The 16,769-nt window shown below is 65.3% G+C and carries 13 protein-coding genes; 2 read left to right on the top strand and 11 right to left on the bottom strand.

The genetic code is table 11. The features are described from left to right. Nucleotides 1-48: 48 nt before the first annotated feature. Both FBX97_RS30470 and FBX97_RS11750 read right to left on the bottom strand, forming a co-directional pair. Nucleotides 49-1,719, bottom strand: coding sequence for a hypothetical protein (locus FBX97_RS30470; RefSeq protein ID WP_370457227.1), 1,671 nt, complete (start codon nt 1,717-1,719; stop codon nt 49-51). 598 nt (nt 1,720-2,317) lie between these two features. Next, nucleotides 2,318-3,994 carry a glycosyltransferase family 4 protein gene (locus FBX97_RS11750; RefSeq protein WP_141831794.1) on the bottom strand — a complete coding sequence of 559 codons (1,677 nt, stop codon included), beginning with the start codon at nt 3,992-3,994 and terminating at the stop codon, nt 2,318-2,320. 123 nt (nt 3,995-4,117) lie between these two features. On the opposite strand from FBX97_RS11750, the gene FBX97_RS11745 reads away from it, so the two are divergent. Continuing rightward, nucleotides 4,118-4,435, top strand: a complete 318-nt coding sequence (locus tag FBX97_RS11745; RefSeq protein ID WP_141831792.1) for a hypothetical protein — start codon at nt 4,118-4,120, stop codon at nt 4,433-4,435. Between the two features lie 12 nt (nt 4,436-4,447). Then, a complete protein-coding gene (locus FBX97_RS11740; protein ID WP_141831790.1) occupies nt 4,448-4,792 on the top strand; it encodes a hypothetical protein in 345 nt (114 codons plus the stop codon). Nucleotides 4,793-4,985: 193 nt separating this feature from the next. Here FBX97_RS11740 and FBX97_RS11735 read toward each other — a convergent pair whose 3' ends face one another. From FBX97_RS11735 to FBX97_RS11695, 9 genes are all read right to left on the bottom strand, one after another. Beyond that, a complete protein-coding gene (locus FBX97_RS11735; protein ID WP_141831788.1) occupies nt 4,986-6,083 on the bottom strand; it encodes a ribonucleotide-diphosphate reductase subunit beta in 1,098 nt (365 codons plus the stop codon). Nucleotides 6,084-6,199: 116 nt separating this feature from the next. Further along, a complete protein-coding gene (locus FBX97_RS11730; RefSeq protein WP_141831786.1) occupies nt 6,200-9,112 on the bottom strand; it encodes a ribonucleoside-diphosphate reductase subunit alpha in 2,913 nt (970 codons plus the stop codon). Between the two features lie 394 nt (nt 9,113-9,506). Next, nucleotides 9,507-11,015 (bottom strand): sigma-54 dependent transcriptional regulator, encoded by a 1,509-nt coding sequence (locus FBX97_RS11725; protein WP_141831784.1) that lies wholly within the window; start codon nt 11,013-11,015, stop codon nt 9,507-9,509. 37 nt (nt 11,016-11,052) lie between these two features. Continuing rightward, nucleotides 11,053-12,750, bottom strand: coding sequence for a PAS domain-containing sensor histidine kinase (locus tag FBX97_RS11720; RefSeq protein ID WP_141831782.1), 1,698 nt, complete (start codon nt 12,748-12,750; stop codon nt 11,053-11,055). Nucleotides 12,751-12,758: 8 nt separating this feature from the next. After that, complete coding sequence (locus tag FBX97_RS11715) at nt 12,759-13,052, bottom strand: PP0621 family protein (protein ID WP_141831780.1); 294 nt, start codon at nt 13,050-13,052, stop codon at nt 12,759-12,761. Next, complete coding sequence (locus FBX97_RS11710) at nt 13,049-13,849, bottom strand: inner membrane protein YpjD (RefSeq protein WP_141831778.1); 801 nt, start codon at nt 13,847-13,849, stop codon at nt 13,049-13,051. The genes FBX97_RS11715 and FBX97_RS11710 overlap by 4 nt, the downstream gene beginning before the upstream one ends. Before the next feature lie 55 nt (nt 13,850-13,904). Further along, entirely contained in the window at nt 13,905-14,639 is a 735-nt protein-coding gene (locus FBX97_RS11705) for an ABC transporter ATP-binding protein (RefSeq protein WP_141834341.1), read from the bottom strand. A gap of 76 nt (nt 14,640-14,715) precedes the next feature. Beyond that, entirely contained in the window at nt 14,716-15,549 is an 834-nt protein-coding gene (locus FBX97_RS11700) for an ABC transporter permease (RefSeq protein ID WP_141831776.1), read from the bottom strand. Nucleotides 15,550-15,551: 2 nt separating this feature from the next. Beyond that, complete coding sequence (locus FBX97_RS11695) at nt 15,552-16,532, bottom strand: ABC transporter substrate-binding protein (protein ID WP_141831774.1); 981 nt, start codon at nt 16,530-16,532, stop codon at nt 15,552-15,554. Between the last annotated feature and the right edge of the window lie 237 nt (nt 16,533-16,769).

The following is a 16,769-nucleotide window of genomic DNA, read 5'->3' as shown; positions in this document are numbered from 1 at the left end:
ACTTCACACAGCGGTATTTTGCCTGATCCAGACGTGGAACGGCAGCTGTTACGGACGGCTGCTGGTCGGGAAAGGCCATGCGGCTGCCGGCGTGAGGACCGATTTGGCGGCCGGCTGGGCGCCGTCCTTGGTCTCCTGCTTTGCGTCCTGCTTGGTGTCCGACTTGGTTTCCGTTGCCGCTTCGGCTTTGGTTTCCGCTTTGCTGTCAGCCGAGGTGTCCGCTTTCGCTTCAGGCTTGGCTTCGGCCTTCGGCGCGGCGGCTTTTTTTGCTGCCGGCTTTTTCGCGGCCGGAGCCGATGCTTTCTTTGCTGCGGCTGGCGCTACCGGTGCCGTCGACGCGGTCGATGCCGCGGCTTCCGGCTTGGCGGCAGCCTGCTTCACTGCCGGCTTGGTGTCGGCGGTTTTGGTGGCTGCGGTCTTGGCCGGGGTCTTGGCTGCGGCGGTCTTGGTTGCTGCGGTCTTGGTTGCGGCAGCTTTCACCGGTGCGTTGGTGGCAGCGGTCTTGGTTGCGGCAGTCTTGGTTGCAGCAGTCTTGGCCGGGGCAGCAGTGGCCTTGGTTGCGGCAGTTTTAGTTGCAGCAGTCTTGGCCGGTGCTTTGGACGCAGCAGTCTTGGTTGCAGCAGTCTTGGCCGGTGCAGCAGTAGTCTTGGTTGCGGCAGTCTTACTTGCAGCAGTCTTGGCCGGTGCTTTAGCAGCGGTGGACTTGGTTGCAGCAGCTTTAGCCGGTGCTTTGGCAGCAGTGGACTTGGTTGCAGCAGCTTTGGTCGCGGTCTTGGCGGCGGTCTTGGTTGCAGCAGTCTTGGCCGGCGCTTTCGAAGCAGTGGTCTTGGTTGCAGCAGCTTTGGTCGCAGTCTTGGCGGCGGTCTTGGTTGCAGCAGTCTTGGCCGGTGCTTTTGCAGCAGTGGTCTTGGTTGCAGCAGCTTTGGTCGCGGTCTTGGCAGCGGTCTTGGTTGCAGCAGCTTTAGCCGGAGCTTTGGAAGCAGTGGTCTTGGTCGCAGCAGCTTTGGTCGCGGTCTTGGCAGCGGTCTTGGTTGCAGCAGCTTTAGCCGGAGCTTTGGAAGCAGTGGTCTTGGTTGCAGCAGCTTTGGTCGCGGTCTTGGTGGCGGTCTTGGTTGCAGCAGTCTTGGCGCCCGTCTTCGCCACTGGCGAAGCCGAGCCCTTGGAAGCGGCGGTCTTCGTTGCAGCAGCTTTGGTCGCGGTCTTGGCGGCGGTCTTGGTTGCAGCAGCTTTAGCCGGTGCTTTGGAAGCAGCGGTCTTGGTTGCAGCAGCCTTGGCCGGTGCTTTGGAAGCAGCGGTCTTGGTTGCAGCAGTCTTGGCCGGTGCTTTGGCAGCAGCGGTCTTGGTTGCAGCAGCTTTGGCCGGTGCTTTGGCAGCGGTGGTCTTGGTTGCAGCAGCTTTTGCCGGTGCTTTGGCAGCGGTGGTCTTGGTTGCAGCAGTTTTGGCCGGTGCTTTGGCAGCAGCGGTTTTGGTTGCGGCAGTTTTGGTGGCCGGCGCCTTGGTTGCAGCGGCTTTCTTTGCTGCAGGTTTTGCGGCGGCTTTTACTGCCGGCTTGGCTTCCGGCTTGGTTGCCGATTTAGCCGCTGCTTTTTTAGCGGCCGGTTTTTCTGCAGCGGCAGCTTTTGCTGCCGGCTTTGCTGCGGCTTTCTTGGTGGCTGTTGCCATTTTAAGTTCTCCTTCTCTGCGATGAGAAAATACGCTACAAGGTTTGAACCCGTCCAACCCGGTCTGCTTGGTCGGGCGAATTATTCATCGGCGCACACAGGGTGTCTGCGTCAATGAATCCGGCACCAGCTGAACTGCTGCAACTCCTCAAGTCTGCAGCGCTTCAGCTATCGTCGTCGCCGACGACCGAAACGACTGAAGTCCGACGGTTCACTACGCCATTCACATCGCTGCCATGAAGCGCGCGAAAAGAAAAAGCCGCCATGCCCGAAACTTATTCAGGCAATGCGGCTTGTTCTTTTCGCTAAGCTCACGCGCATACTGAATGAATCAGCGTCCCATTTTCGATCGGTCTGTTTCCCGCTTAACGCCCTTAAAACAGGCGTGTTCACGTTTTGACAAATTCAATCACGTAAGGTACATGAAAACCTTGTCAGTGCGCAACCCGCGCACAGTATTTTTCATGCCTTTGCATATGGGGGATCCCGTAATATCAATCCTTTTAGATCGATCAACGCGATAACGTTTGATTCCTTCTTCGTTCTGCTCCGTTCGAAAAAAACAAGCGCGCCAACTGCGTCGCTGTTACTGCCATCGTTTCTAGTGCTGTGACTCCCCTATTACTGCAATTGCATAAGGCCTTTATATACAGGCTTCATTTATCGCCGCCGCCGACCTGCAGCAAATCCATCTTGCTCAACCAGACGAGTCCGCGCAGCAGCGTCGGGCGGTCGCACGGTCCCAATGTGTCGAGCAGTTCATCGACCTGCATCGGCTGCGATTCGATCGATCCGAAGATCAGGCCGAACTCTTCCAGCGTCGGCAGCGACGCCGCCGCGAAGCGGTTGATCGCCAGTTCGCGGTACTGGCGCAGCAGCGCCAGCGATGCATCCGGCGCGAGCGTCACCAGCGAGGCCGGCGTGATCTGCGCGCTCGGATACGACGCGAACAGCGCGAACGGATCCTGCCGGTCCGGCACCACTTGCGGCAGCGGCGGCACCAGGGCCGCATCGGCACGGCGCCGCTCATCGAGCTCGCTCCACAAGGCGCGGTAGCGCGCGAACACCACCGCCCAATCGAATTCCTGCAGCGCGCGCAGGCGCCCGCTTTCGCCCAGCCGGCGGCGCAGGTCCGCATCGCCAATCAGCCGGGCATAGGCCTGCGCGAGCTGCGCGCCGTCCACCGCCACCGCCTGGCTGGTATGACCGCAATACATGTCGTAGCTGTCGACGCCATCGTCGTAACGCTGCGCGAGATCAAGCCCGGCGCCCGCTCCAGGCATCAAGGTCGGGATGCGATAGCCATCGACGCCGTCCCGCACCGTGTCGCGATAGCCGTTCCAGTCGCTGACCACGCACGGCAAGCGGGCCGCCATCGCTTCCAGCGCGGCCAGGCCGAAGCTGTCCTGGACGCTGTCGGCGAGCGAGGTGAAGACGTCGGCGGCGGCCCAGGCATCCTGCCGCTTGTCCGCCTCGCGCTCGTCCAACAGCACCAGCCGGATCGAAGGACAGAGCGCGGCGGCCGCTTCGTGAAAGGCCTGCGGCACCGCATCGCCGGCAAACGCGCCGCACAGGATCAGGTGTACGCGCCGGTCCGGCTGCCCGCCCTGCCGCACCTGCTGCTGCGCGCGTTCGAGCGCACTGAACATCTGCTGCGGATGCGCGCCGGCCTGGAACGACAGGCGGCCGGCGCACAGGAAGGCGACGTCGCCGTCGCCGATCTCGAGCATGCGGCGGGCGGCGCTGCGCCGACCGCCATCGATGTCCAGGTCGGCGCAATGCACGCCGAGCGGAATCAGCGGCAGCTGCGGCAACTCGAAACGCTGGGCGCCGAGGCGCGCACGGAGATAGTCGGCCTGGCGTTCCAGGATCTGGCGCGCGCTGTCGCGCACCACGCGCGAGGGGCAGATCACCGCGTCCCAGCTGCGCACCGGCGCTGCCAGCAGGCCGGCGAGCGCACTCATCCCCGCATGGCTGGCGGTGCTGTGGGCAAGCCCGCACAGGCTGTAGCGGCGCTCGCCGATGCCGAGGCGGCGCCAGGCCAGGCGCTCGATGCCGGGCGCGGGGTGGTACAGGGTGCCGTAGTGGCCGATGTCCTGCGGCCGGCCATGCGCGATGCGCTCGACCTGGCCCTGGTAGCCATGTGCGCGCAGCAGGCTCTCGCATGCCTTGGCGTGCGCTTCGCCATCGCTGAAGCAGCCGACCCGTTCGAGCGCCGCGCTTTGCGCCACCGCACGCAGCAGGCCGGCGCCGGCAGCTTGCCGCTCCATCGGCTTGTGCCCGCCGGACGCGTAAGCGTCGGGGACGTAGTGCAGGGCAAAGCGGTCCGTCATGTGTTCTCCAGCGCCGTATCTGAACTTGAGCGCATCATAGCCGCACTATCGGGCTTATGGCGCGAGGCACGCATCCATCGTGCGCATGCGTCGCGGCGGTGCTTGCGGCGACCCTCGCGGACCATGACCCCTCACCGTTTTCTGAAGCGCCTCCACGCAGCCGCCCTGGTCGGCATCGCACTCGCCCTGCCCGTCCAGGCGCAGACCACGCGCGGACCGGCCACACCGGAAGAAGCCGCGCACGTCGCGCAGATTGCAAGCGCGTCCGACAAGGACCCGGTCGCCCTCGCCGGCCTCGAAGGCGTGCTGCGCGCCTACGAGAACATGCTGCCCACCCATCGCGGGATCCGATCCGCGGAGCTGGACGCGGCGCTCGCCGCGCGCGACAGGGGCACGCTGGCACAGTTCGTCGCCGCCCTGCCGCCGATGCCGCGCCGCTGATCGGACCCGGCCATGATGCGAACCTTACTGGCGCTTCTGTTGGCCTGCATGCTGTACGCCGCGGCCGCGCCGCAAAGGCCGCCCACACCCGCACCCATGTCGACGGCGACACCCGAATCGCGCCTGATCGACGACATCGGCAGCCACGCCGAACTGATGCCCAACCTCGAGCGGCTGTGCGACGACATTGGCGCCCGCCTCACCGGCTCGCCGGGCGAGGAGCAGGGCCTGCTGGGCAGCCGCGCCTACAAGGCGGCGCACCGCGGCGAGCTGGATCGGATCCAGGCCGTGCTGGTGCAGGACACCGGCAGCGGGCGCGTGACCGGCTTTCCCGACATGCGCAACGACGCCTGGTAGGCGGCGCTGGCGAAGCCCGTGGCCCTGGCCACCGCCGTGGTGGCGTGGGGGCTGGCGAATGGGGAGCGCCTGCCGCATGGGGAGGCAGCGACGGCGAAGTAAACGCCCGGACCGGCTTATCCAAATAAAAAAGGCCGGATCCTTGTTCAGGATCCAGCCTTTCCTTATCCGGCTGACGCTACGCGAACCGGAATCAGTCCCAGTTCAGCGCACCGCCGGTCTGGTACTCGGTCACGCGCGTCTCGAAGAAGTTACGCTCCTTCTTCAGGTCGATCATCTCGCTCATCCACGGGAACGGGTTCTCTTCGTTCGGGAACAGCGGATCGAGGCCGATCTGGACCGCACGGCGGTTGGCGATGAAGCGCAGGTAGCCCTTGAACATCGCTGCGTTCAGGCCCAGCACGCCGCGCGGCATGGTGTCTTCGGCGTAGCGGTATTCCAGCTCGACGGCCTGCAGGAACAGCTGCTTCATGTCTTCGCGGAACTCGGCGGTCCACAACTGCGGGTTTTCCATCTTGATCGTGTTGATCAGGTCGATACCGAAGTTGCAGTGCATCGACTCGTCGCGCAGGATGTACTGGTACTGCTCGGCGGCGCCGGTCATTTTATTTTGACGACCGAGCGCCAGGATCTGGGTGAAGCCGACGTAGAAGAACAGGCCTTCCATCAGGCAGGCGAACACGATGATCGACTTCAGCAGCTTCTGGTCGTTTTCCAGGGTGCCGGTCTTGAATTCCGGATCGTTGATGACTTCGATGAACGGGATCAGGAACTGGTCCTTGTCGCGGATCGACGGGATCTCGTTGTAGGCGTTGAAGATTTCCTTCTCGTCCAGGCCCAGCGATTCCACGATGTACTGGTAGGCGTGGGTGTGGATCGCTTCCTCGAACGCCTGGCGCAGCAGGTACTGGCGGCATTCCGGCGCCGTGATGTGGCGGTAGGTGCCCAGCACGATGTTGTTGGCGGCCAGCGAGTCGGCGGTCACGAAGAAGCCGAGGTTGCGCTTGACGATGCGGCGCTCGTCTTCGGTCAGGCCGTTCGGGTTCTTCCACAGCTCGATGTCGCGCTGCATGTTGACTTCCTGCGGCATCCAGTGGTTGGCGCAGCCGGCCAGGTACTTGTCCCAGGCCCATTTGTACTTGAACGGGACCAGCTGGTTGACGTCGGTCTTGCCGTTGATGATGCGCTTGTCGTCGGCGTTCACGCGCTTGGCGACGTCGGCGGAGCTTACTTCGGCGGTGGCTGCGGGGGCCGGCGCGGCGGCCGGTTCATCGTCCCAGGAGAGAGCCATGATGAGTTCCTTCTATTGTTTGCTTAAAAACGTCGCTCCCGCGGAGGCGGGAGCCCAAGTTTGGTGGTTTGCCACGAACTTGGATCCCCGCCTTCGCGGGGATGACGGATCATAATTTACTGGCAGGCTTCGCACTCGTCGAAACCGGCATCGCCCGGACGCAGGTAGCACGCGGCGCCTTCGACGATATCCGCCGATGCTGCCGGCGCCGCGACTGGAGCCGCTGCCGCTGCTGCCGGGGCCGCCGACAGGCCGCCATCCACCGGCACCGCATTCAGCGCGCCGGTACGGGTGGTCGACTTCTCCATGTGCGTCGCCGCAATGGTACGCAGGTAGTAGGTCGTCTTCAGGCCGCGCAGCCAGGCCAGTTTATAGGTTTCGTCCAGCTTCTTGCCCGAGGCGCCGGCCATGTAGATGTTCAGCGACTGGGCCTGGTCGATCCACTTCTGGCGGCGCGAGGCGGCTTCCACCAGCCACTTCGGCTCGACTTCGAAGGCGGTCGCGTAGATGTCGCGCAGGTCTTGCGGGACGCGGTCGATGCGCGACAGCGAGCCGTCGAAGTATTTCAGGTCGTTGATCATGACCTCGTCCCACAGGCCGCGCGCCTTCAGGTCGCGCACCAGGTAGGAATTGATCTCGGTGAATTCGCCCGACAGGTTCGACTTCACGTACAGGTTCTGGAAGGTCGGCTCGATGCAGGCCGACACGCCGATGATGTTCGAGATCGTCGCGGTCGGGGCGATCGCCACGCAGTTCGAGTTACGCATGCCGAATTGCTTCACGCGGCTGCGGATCAGGCTCCAGTCCATGGTCTCGGAGGTGTCCTGCTCGAGGTAGCCGCCGCGCTCTTCCGCCAGCAGCTTGATCGAATCCTGCGGCAGGATGCCACGGCTCCACAGCGAACCTTCGTACGACTCGTAACGGCCGCGTTCCTCGGCCAGCTCGGTCGACGCCAGGTAGGCGTAGTAGCAGACGGCTTCCATCGAGCGGTCGGCGAACTCCACGGCCTTGTCCGAGGCGAACGGCACGCGCATCATGTGCAGGCAGTCCTGGAAGCCCATGATGCCCATGCCGACCGGACGGTGGCGCAGGTTCGAGTTGCGGGCCTTGTCGACGGCGTAGTAGTTGATGTCGATCACGTTGTCCAGCATGCGCATCGCGGTGCGGATGGTCTTCTGCAGCTTGACCGCATCCAGGCCGTCGCCCTTCATGTGTGCCGGCAGGTTGACCGAACCCAGGTTGCAGACGGCGATCTCGTCGGCGTTGGTGTTCAGCGTGATCTCGGTGCACAGGTTGGACGAGTGCACCACGCCCACGTGCTGCTGCGGCGAGCGGATGTTGCACGGGTCCTTGAAGGTGATCCACGGGTGGCCGGTCTCGAACAGCATCGACAGCATCTTGCGCCACAGGTCGAGCGCTTCGACTTTCTTGTACACGGTCATTTCGCCGCGCGCCGCCTTGGCTTCATAGCCCAGGTAGGCTTCCTCGAAGGCCTTGCCGACCTTGTCGTGCAGGTCCGGCACTTCCGACGGCGAGAACAGGCTCCACGCGCCCTTTTCCATCACGCGCTTCATGAACAGGTCCGGAATCCAGTTCGCGGTGTTCATGTCGTGGGTGCGGCGGCGGTCGTCGCCGGTGTTCTTGCGCAGGTCGAGGAATTCCTCGATGTCCAGGTGCCAGGTTTCCAGGTAGCCGCAGACCGCGCCCTTGCGCTTGCCGCCCTGGTTGACTGCCACGGCGGTGTCGTTCGCCACTTTCAGGAACGGGACCACGCCTTGCGACTTGCCGTTGGTGCCCTTGATGCGCGAACCCATCGCACGGACCGGGGTCCAGTCGTTGCCCAGGCCGCCTGCGAACTTCGACAGCAGCGCGTTTTCCTTGATGCCGTCGTAGATGCCTTCCAGGTCGTCGCTGATGGTGGTCAGGTAGCACGACGACAGCTGCGAGCGGCGGGTGCCCGAGTTGAACAGGGTCGGGGTCGAGCTCATGAAGTCGAAGCTCGACAGCAGGTTGTAGAACTCGATCGCGCGCGCTTCGCGGTTTTCCTCGCGCAGGGCCAGGCCCATGGCGACGCGCATGTAGAAGGCCTGCGGCATCTCGATGCGGGTTTCGCGGATGTGCAGGAAGTAGCGGTCGTACAGGGTCTGCAGGCCGATGTAGCCGAACTGCAGGTCACGGTCGGCGACGATCGCCTTGGCCAGCTTCTGCAGGTCGAACTTGCCCAGCTCTTCGTCGAGCAGCTCGGCGTCGATGCCCTTGGCGATGTATTGCGGGAAGTAGGTGACGTATTCCGCGGCAGCGCCGGCTTGCGGCACTTCGTGGCCGAACACTTCCTTGCGGATGGTGTGCAGCAGGATGCGTGCGGTGACCTGGCTGTAGGCCGGGTCTTTTTCCATCAGTGCGCGGGCCGCCAGGATGGCCGACTTGTGCAGCTCTTCGACCGGCACGCCGTCGTACAGGTTCTTGACGGTTTCGGCCAGGATGGCGTCGGCGTCGACGTGCTTTTCGAGGCCGGCGCAGGCGGCGTTGATCAGACTCGCCACTTCGTTCATGTCCAGCGCGCGGCGCACGCCGCCGTCGACCACGGTAAATTGCTGCACAGCGACCTGGGCACCGCCCGACGCTTCCTTGGCGGCGCGGCGCTCGTCCATGCGCTTGGCACGGTACAGCACGTATTCGCGCGCGACGTCATGCTCGCCCGAGCGCATCAGCGACAATTCCACCTGGTCCTGCACGTCTTCGATATGGAAGGTGCCGCCGTTCGGCTGGCGGCGCACCAGCGCCCCGACCGCGTTGGTGGTCAGCTCGCCGACCAGCGCGCGGATGCGTGCCGATTCACGGCCGCTCTCGCCGTTCACGGCGAGGAACGCCTTGGTCAGCGCAACCTCGATCTTGTTCGGCTCGAACGGCACCACGGCGCCGTTGCGGCGGATGATGCGGTAATCGCCCTTGGCGACCAGCTCGGCGGCACTGCTGCCGGCCGTCGTTGCGACGTTGGGATTGATGGAAATGGCCGAAGATGTTTGCATTGGGGCTCCCGATGCCAACCCATTAATGTTGGCAACCTAGTAACTTTTTGAGAATGGTGAACGGGGACGCATGATTGGAAAACGCTCGTTGCGCCCCTGCTCCTACTGTTCTGCTTGCTGGCGCCGACCACTAGATATAGTGATGGACCGGCGTTAGAACCTAATTGTAGTCGATATTAAGCGAGCTCATGAGATTTGCTCGGCGGATTTTTTTCTAGTGCCGAGCTTGACATTTGCTAAAGCCCGATCAATGAAGCCTCCGCCTGATAGCAAGCACTAACATCCCGTTTTAAGGGCGCAACCGTGGTGCGCTTCATGCACCAGCCATGCCCGGGACCGCTCGCATGCTGCGATGGCGAAAAGGCAACAGCATCTGCCTAACGCATGAGCACGATCAAGGTTCCGGCGCGTTGATGTTCAGTTTCTGCATCTGGTAACGCAGCTGGCGCACGCTGATGCCGAGCAGGCTGGCGGCCTGGGTGCGGTTGAACTGGGTCTGGGTCAGCGCGCGCAGGATGATGTCGCGCTCGACCTGGTTCAGGTAATCCGGCAGGTTGCTGGGCAGCTCGCCGGCGCCGAGCGTGGCTGCCGGTTCCGGTGCCGCGATGCCGGCCGTACTGCCCGCAGGTGCCGCCTGGACGGCATCGGCCGCCGGCACAGGATTCACCGCAGCTGCTGCGGCCGGACTCCCCGCAAGCGGCGCACCGGGCGCGGCCGGTGTGGCCGCCTCCCCCACGCGCGCACCCTTCAGCAGCAGATCGCCGGCCTCGATCACGCCATCGTCGGCAAACGCCAGCGCCCGTTCCAGCACGTTTTCCAGCTCGCGCACATTGCCGGGGAAGGCATAGCCCTGCAGCGCCGCCAGCACGCCCTCCCCCAGGCGCGCGCCGCCGGGACCGGCCAGCCGCGCCAGCACGGCGTCGACCAGCAGGGGCAGGTCGTCGAGGCGCTCGCGCAGCGGCGGCAGCGTCAGTTCGATCACGTTCAGGCGGTAGAACAGGTCCTGGCGGAACTGGCCGTTCTCGACCAGCTTCGCCAGATCCTTGTGGGTGGCGCTGATGATGCGCACGTCGACCGCTTCCTCCGCGGTGGCGCCGATCTTGCGTACGCGCCGCTCCTGGATCGCGCGCAGCAGTTTCACCTGCATCGCCAGCGGCAGGTCGGCCACTTCGTCCAGCATCAGGGTGCCGCCGTTGGCGGCCTGGAAGAAGCCGTCGCGCTCGTCGCTGGCGCCGGTGAAGGCGCCCTTGCGGTAGCCGAAGAACTCGGCCTCCATCAGCGCTTCCGGGATCGCGCCGCAGTTCACCGCCACGAAAGGTTTATTTGCACGCGCGCTCTGCGCGTGGATCTCGCGCGCGGCCAGTTCCTTGCCGCTGCCCGACTCGCCGTTGATGGCGATCGGTGCCTGCGAGCGCGCCAGGCGCCCGATCTGGGCGCGCAGCGCCTGCATCGCCTGCGACTGGCCGATCAGGCGCGACGTTCCCTGTTCCGTGCCTTGTGCCAGGCCCTGCCCCGCCGGCTTCGCGCTGCCGCCGTCGGACAGCTTCAGGGCCGAGCGCACCATCGTGCGCAGGTCGTCCAGCACCACCGGCTTGGACACGTAGTCGAAGGCACCCGCCTTCAGCGCCACCACCGCGTTCTCGGCGCTGCCGTAGGCGGTGATCACGGCGATCGGCGTGCTGCGGTAACTGGCCGCCACTTCGCGCACCAGTTCCAGTCCGAGTCCGTCCGGCAGGCGCATGTCGGTCAGCACCAGCGCATAGGTGGCCGCGGCCAGCAGCGAACGCGCTTCGCGCACGGTGGCGGCGCTGTCCACGTCCAGGCCCATCTTGAGCAGGGTGATCTCGAGCAGTTCGCGGAGATCCGCCTCGTCGTCGACCACCAAAATCCGCGGTGCACTCATGCTTTGTTCCCAGACTCTCTAATATATATACGGCGGTCTACGCGGACGCCCCGAAGGTGATCACGAAGCGGCCGCCCGGCGCGCCGCCGGCACTGTCGTCGGCCCGGTATTCGTAGTCGAGCATGGCGCCGTTGTTCAGGCACAGCTCGCGCGCCAGGTACAGGCCCAGGCCGGTCCCCTTGCTGGACGTAGTATAGAAGGGCTCGAACAGGTGGGCACGCACTTCCGGCGTGATGCCGGGGCCGTCGTCCTGCACGTGCAGCTCGACCCGGCCGGTGGCGTCCAGCACCGGGAACACCCGGATGCTGGCCGCGGCGCCGCTGGCATAGCGGATGGCGTTGCCGAGCAGGTTGACCAGCACTTCGCGCAGGTGCAGGCTGTCGAAGCGCACGCTCCTGCCGCCGCTGTCGCCTGTGCCGGCCGCGCCAATCCACACCATGTCGGCGGCCAGCTTTTGCGTTTCCGTGAATTCGGCGCGCAGCTCGGCCAGAAAGGCATCCAGGGCCACCGGCGTGCCGTTCGGCTGCACCTTGCGCGACAGTTTCAGGATGTCCTCGACCATGCGGTTCACGCGCACCACGTTGTCGTTGACGATGCGCAGCAGGCGCTTCTCGGCCGGCCCGTGCAGGTCTTCGGCCAGCAGCGAGGTCGCGTGGCCGATCGCCGACAGCGGATTCCTGACCTCGTGGGCGATGCTGGCCGTAAGCCGGCCCATCGACGCCAGCTTCAGCTGCTGCGCCTGGTTTTCGATGGCACTGACGTCCCGCATGAAGATCACGCTGCGCTCGACCGCGCCGTCGGCGGCGCCGTCCGCCGTGCCGACGCTGGCGAAGCGCAGCTTCAGGTGCACCGGCTGGTCGAGGCGGCCGCGTACCGCGCCGTCCAGTTCGTGCCAGCGCTTGATGGTCACGAAATCGGGCGGCGCCATGCCGTCGCCGCCGCCCTGGGCGAGCCAGGTCTCGAAGCTGTGCGCCACCGGTTCCAGCGCCGCCACCTCGGCCAGGCGGAAACCTGTCAAGCCCTCTCCTTCACCGGTATCGAGCTCGAGCCCGAGCATGCGGCGCGCCGCCGGATTGCCGGCAAAGACGAAGCCGTCGCGCCCCAGCACCAGGATGCCGTCGTCGACGTCGTCGACCACGATGCGGTAGATCGCCTGCTGGATGCGCAGGTCGGCGCCGCGCTGCGCGGCCAGCTCTTCCTGGCGGATCAGCTTGGCGGCCAGCCGGTTCACCACCAGCACCAGCGCGAAGAAGGCGGCGCCGCTCATCCCGGCCTGCATCAGCGGCGGATCGTTGAAATGCAGGATCTGCCAGACGCTGTCGCCGAGCACGAACAGGGTCGCCAGCGCCGCCGAGAACAGCGCCATCAGCAGCGGCGCCAGGATCGCGGCGCCGGCCAGCGGGAACAGGTACAGCAGACCGAAGCCGCTGGCCATGCCGCCGGCGGCCAGGTAGAGCAGCGAAATGAAGCCGATGTCGGCCAGCACCTGTGCGCTCAGCTGCAGCAGGAAGCGGCGCCGGCGGAAGCGCGCCAGCCAGGCGAACAGCAGCGCGCCGGCGACGTAGATGACGCAGGTCTCGCCATAGCCGCTGCCGGCCAGGCGCGCGCGCCCGACGTCGAAGCTGAGGTACAGCAGCAGCACCACCGTGATCACGATGCGGGTCACGGTGAAGGTCTGCAGCGAGCGCCAGAAGGTCGCCCGCGATCCGGCGGAGATGGTCGGCCAGCGCGCCATGCAGCCGCTTAGCCGGCCTTGTGCAGGGACGTCTGGTGCGCGTGCGCCGGACTGCAATAGTCGCGCCCGTCCACCCGCACCGCTTCCGACGACGGGAAATACACGCCGCAGGCGGCGCAGCAGGACATGCGCTCGGCGTTGTCGGGGACGCGGCGGGCGTCCTGCGGCCGCCCCTGGTTACGGTTGGGAGCGGCTCCAGGAGCAAAACCTTCCCGGTACGGCGCCATCATCGCGCGCACCTTGCTGCGCACGGCCCAGATCACCAGGATGGCGACTGCGATCCAGACGATCAGTCGCATCATATGAACCCCCTGTGTAAAACGACTTCAAAGACAAAACGGCTGCCGACGTAGGCCAGCGCCAGCGTGGCGAAGCCGGCCAGCGTGAAGCGCAGCGCGGTCTTGCCGCGCCAGCCGCGCCAGCGGCGTCCGGCCAGCAGCGACGCGAACAGCAGCCAGGACAGCAGCGCGAACACGTTCTTGTGGTCCCAGCGCAGCGCCTTGCCGAACAGCTGTTCGGAGAACACGATCCCCGACAGCACGGTCAGGCTGAGCAGGATGAAACCGATCGAGATCATCCGGAACAGCAGCTTTTCCATGGTCAGCAGGGCCGGCAGCTGGTCGATGGCGACGCCCAGGAAGCCGGGCTTGGCGCTGCGGGTGTGCAGGCGCGCCTCCTGCAGCGCCATCAGCACCGCGTGGAAGGCGGCGATGGTGAGCGTGCTGTAGGCCATCACGGCGACCACGACGTGCCAGACGGCGGGCGACTCGGCCTGCACCGGCATCAGCGTGCCCGGGAACAGCGGCGGCAGCACCGCGGCGACGGCCGCGAACGGCATCACCATGCGGCGCAGGCCGTCCAGCGCGAAATTGCGGTTCTCGAGCCAGTAGGCGGCGACCGAGACCCACAGCGCCGCCGACAGCATGAAAGCGAAGCCGACGCGCAGCGTGCCGTTCGACACCGTGTCCGGCAGCAGCGCCGCGCCATGCAGCGCCCAGGCCACGGCCGTCACGCCCGAAATGGCGGCGCCCCGCTTCGACGGCAGCAGGGCGCATACCGCGTACAGGATGGCAGCGGCAATGAATAAGGTGGTTTGCATAGGGGCGAGTCTACACCATCCCGGCAGCGGGGGGATGGGTTGCCAGAAGGGAAAGCTAGTCGACGGCGGCGCTTCTGATCTCCGCCTCATGATGCCGCTGCTGCTCCTCCATCACCAGTTGCCCCAGCTCGCGCTTGAGCGCATTGAATTCCGGCGCGCTCGGGTCGCGCATGCGCGGCAGTTCGACCAGCAGGTCGCGCTTGACCGTGCCCGGCCGGTAGGTCATCACCACGATGCGGTCGGCCAGGTAGATCGCTTCCTCGATGCTGTGGGTGACGAAGATCACGGTCTTCTTCAACTCGGCCCACAGGCGCAGCAGCTCGTCCTGCAGGTTGCGCCGGGTCAGCGCATCCAGCGCGCCGAAGGGTTCGTCCATCAGCATGATCGGCGAATCCAGCGCCAGCACGCGCGCGATGGCGACGCGCTGGCGCATGCCGCCCGACAGGTCCTTCGGATAGCGCTTGGCAAAGTCTTCCAGCGACAGCAGGCGCAGCAAGCCGGCCACGCGGTCGCTGATGCGGGGCCGTTTCATGCCCTTGATCTCGAGTCCGAAGCCGACGTTCTGCTCCACCGTCATCCACGGGAACAGCGCATATTCCTGGAACACCATGCCGCGCTCGGGGCCCGGTCCGGCCACCGGCACGCCGTCGGCCAGGATGCTGCCGCTGGTCGGCGGCGCGAAGCCGGCGATCGCGTTCAGCAGCGTCGACTTGCCGCAGCCGGAGGGGCCGAGCAGGCACACGAACTGGCCGCGCGGGACGGCGAGGCTGATGTCCTGCAGCGCCACCATCCGGCGGCCCTCGCTGTCGAACACCTTGCCGACCCGGTCGACGACGATATGAGGTTTCACATCGGATGCGTTCACGTCAGTGCTCCAGGCCGCGGTGCCAGCGCAGCAGGTAGTTGTTCAGTTTATTCATCCCGGCGTCGATCGCCAGGCCCAGGATGCCGATCGTGATCATCCCGGCGATGATCTTGTCGGACCAGAAGTACTCGCGCGCCTCGAGGATGCGAAAACCGAGGCCGTTGTTCACCGCGATCATCTCGGACACGATCACCACGATGAAGGCGGTGCCGATGCCGATCCGCATGCCGGTCAGGATGTAGGGCACGGCCGCCGGCAGGATCACGCGCAGGAACAGGGTCGGACCGCCGGCCCCGAGGTTGCGCGCGGCGCGCAGGTAGATGCCGTCGACCTGGCGCACCCCGGCGATGGTGTTCATCAGCACCGGGAAGAAGGCGCCGAGCGCGATCAGGAAGATCGCCGGCGGGTTGCCGAGCCCGAACCACAGGATCGACAGCGGGATGTAGGCGATCGGCGGGATCGGCCGCAGCAGCTGTACCAGGGGATTCATCCAGGCGTAGACGATGCGGCTGGCGCCCATGGCGAGGCCGAGCGGCAGCGCCAGCCCGGCGCCGACCGCGAAGCCGACCACTACCCGGTACAGGCTGCCCAGCGAATCGTGAATTAACTCACCGGAAAACAGCCACCCCAGCCGCCCGCTGCCGGCATTGCCGGCGCTGTAGGCGGCGAAGTCCTGCAGCGGCAGCAGATAGGCCACCCACTTGCGCCACACCTGCAGCGGCGACGGCAGGATGTTCTCGTTGACCCATCCCTGCACCGCCACCCACTGCCAGATCGCGATCGCGGCAATCGGCACCACCAGGCCGACCGCGATGTCCTGTCCTTTGCGTTTCATGATTATTTGACGTTCAGGCTTTTCTTGGCGGCGTCCAGCAGGTCGGTCTTGACCCACTCCCTGGCCTGCGGCGGACTGGCCATGCGCCCGACCCCGGTGGCGGCCATGATGTCGGTGGTGACCTGGATGTGCTGCGGCGTGATGTCGTAGGTGAACATCGAGTTGCCGATCGCGTCCTGGTAGTCGTCCTGCGTGATCTGGCCCTTGAACACGGTCTCGCGCACGTATTTCTCGGCCAGCGCCGGGTCGCGCAGGAAGGTACTGGTGGCCTGCACGAAGCAGCGCATGAACTTCTCGGCCACCGGGCGGTGCGTGGTGTAGAACTTCTCGGTCATCACCATGGTGCGCACCGGCTCCCCGATCGGCGTGTCGTAGGGCTTGATCACCTCGACGCCGAAGCCCTTGTTGATCGCCTGCGAGGACTGGGGTTCGGACTGCATCATGGCGTCGATGTTCTTGCCCAGCAGCGCCTGGTTCAGGTCGGCGTAGGCCAGGAATACCAGCTGCACGTCCTTGCCCGGCGCCGGCGCGGCGCTCAGCCCGGCCTTCAGCAGTTCGGCCATCAGCAGCACTTCCTGGATGCCGCCGCGCGTGACGCCGACCTTCTTGCCCTTCAGGTCGCGCACGCTCCTGATATTGGTGCCCTGGCCGGCGACCAGGCGCGCGCCGCCCTTGGCGAAGCCGGCCACCACGTAGATCGGGGCGCCGCCGGCGCGGCCGGAAATCGCCGCCTCGGAGGCGGTGGTCCCGACGTCCAGTTCGCCGGCGATGATCGCCTGCATCACGTCCAGGCCCTTGGCAAACACGCGCTCCTCGACCTTGATGCCGCACTTCGGTGCGATCTCCTTGATGTACGACACCGCGCCATAGTGCGCGAACTTCAGGTTGCCGAGGCGGACCACCTCCTGCGCCTGCACGCTGCCGGCGGCCAGCGCGAGCGCCGCGGCAGCGAGGATGGTCTTGCCGAACACGTTTGCCTTCATTGCCTGTCTCTCCGTAATGGTTTTACTTCGATACCTGCCGATTGACTTCGATACGTGCCGCGGTGTTGCGATGACGCTGGTGTATGTACGTACAGTACAGGCTATACCGCCGAGCAATATTTTGTCAAACCGTGAAATCAATGTTTAGCAAGTATCAAACAAGGCACTTGACTCGACCGCTTGAAAAGCGCCGGACCGCAGCCTTGTCCTGCAAAAAGATGGCCCGACATGCGGTAA

The sequence above is a fragment of the Herbaspirillum sp. SJZ107 genome, from assembly GCF_006715485.1.
Taxonomy (GTDB): domain Bacteria; phylum Pseudomonadota; class Gammaproteobacteria; order Burkholderiales; family Burkholderiaceae_D; genus Telluria.
Note: the sequence above shows the minus strand (reverse complement) of the source record. Positions and strands in the feature narration are given on the sequence as shown.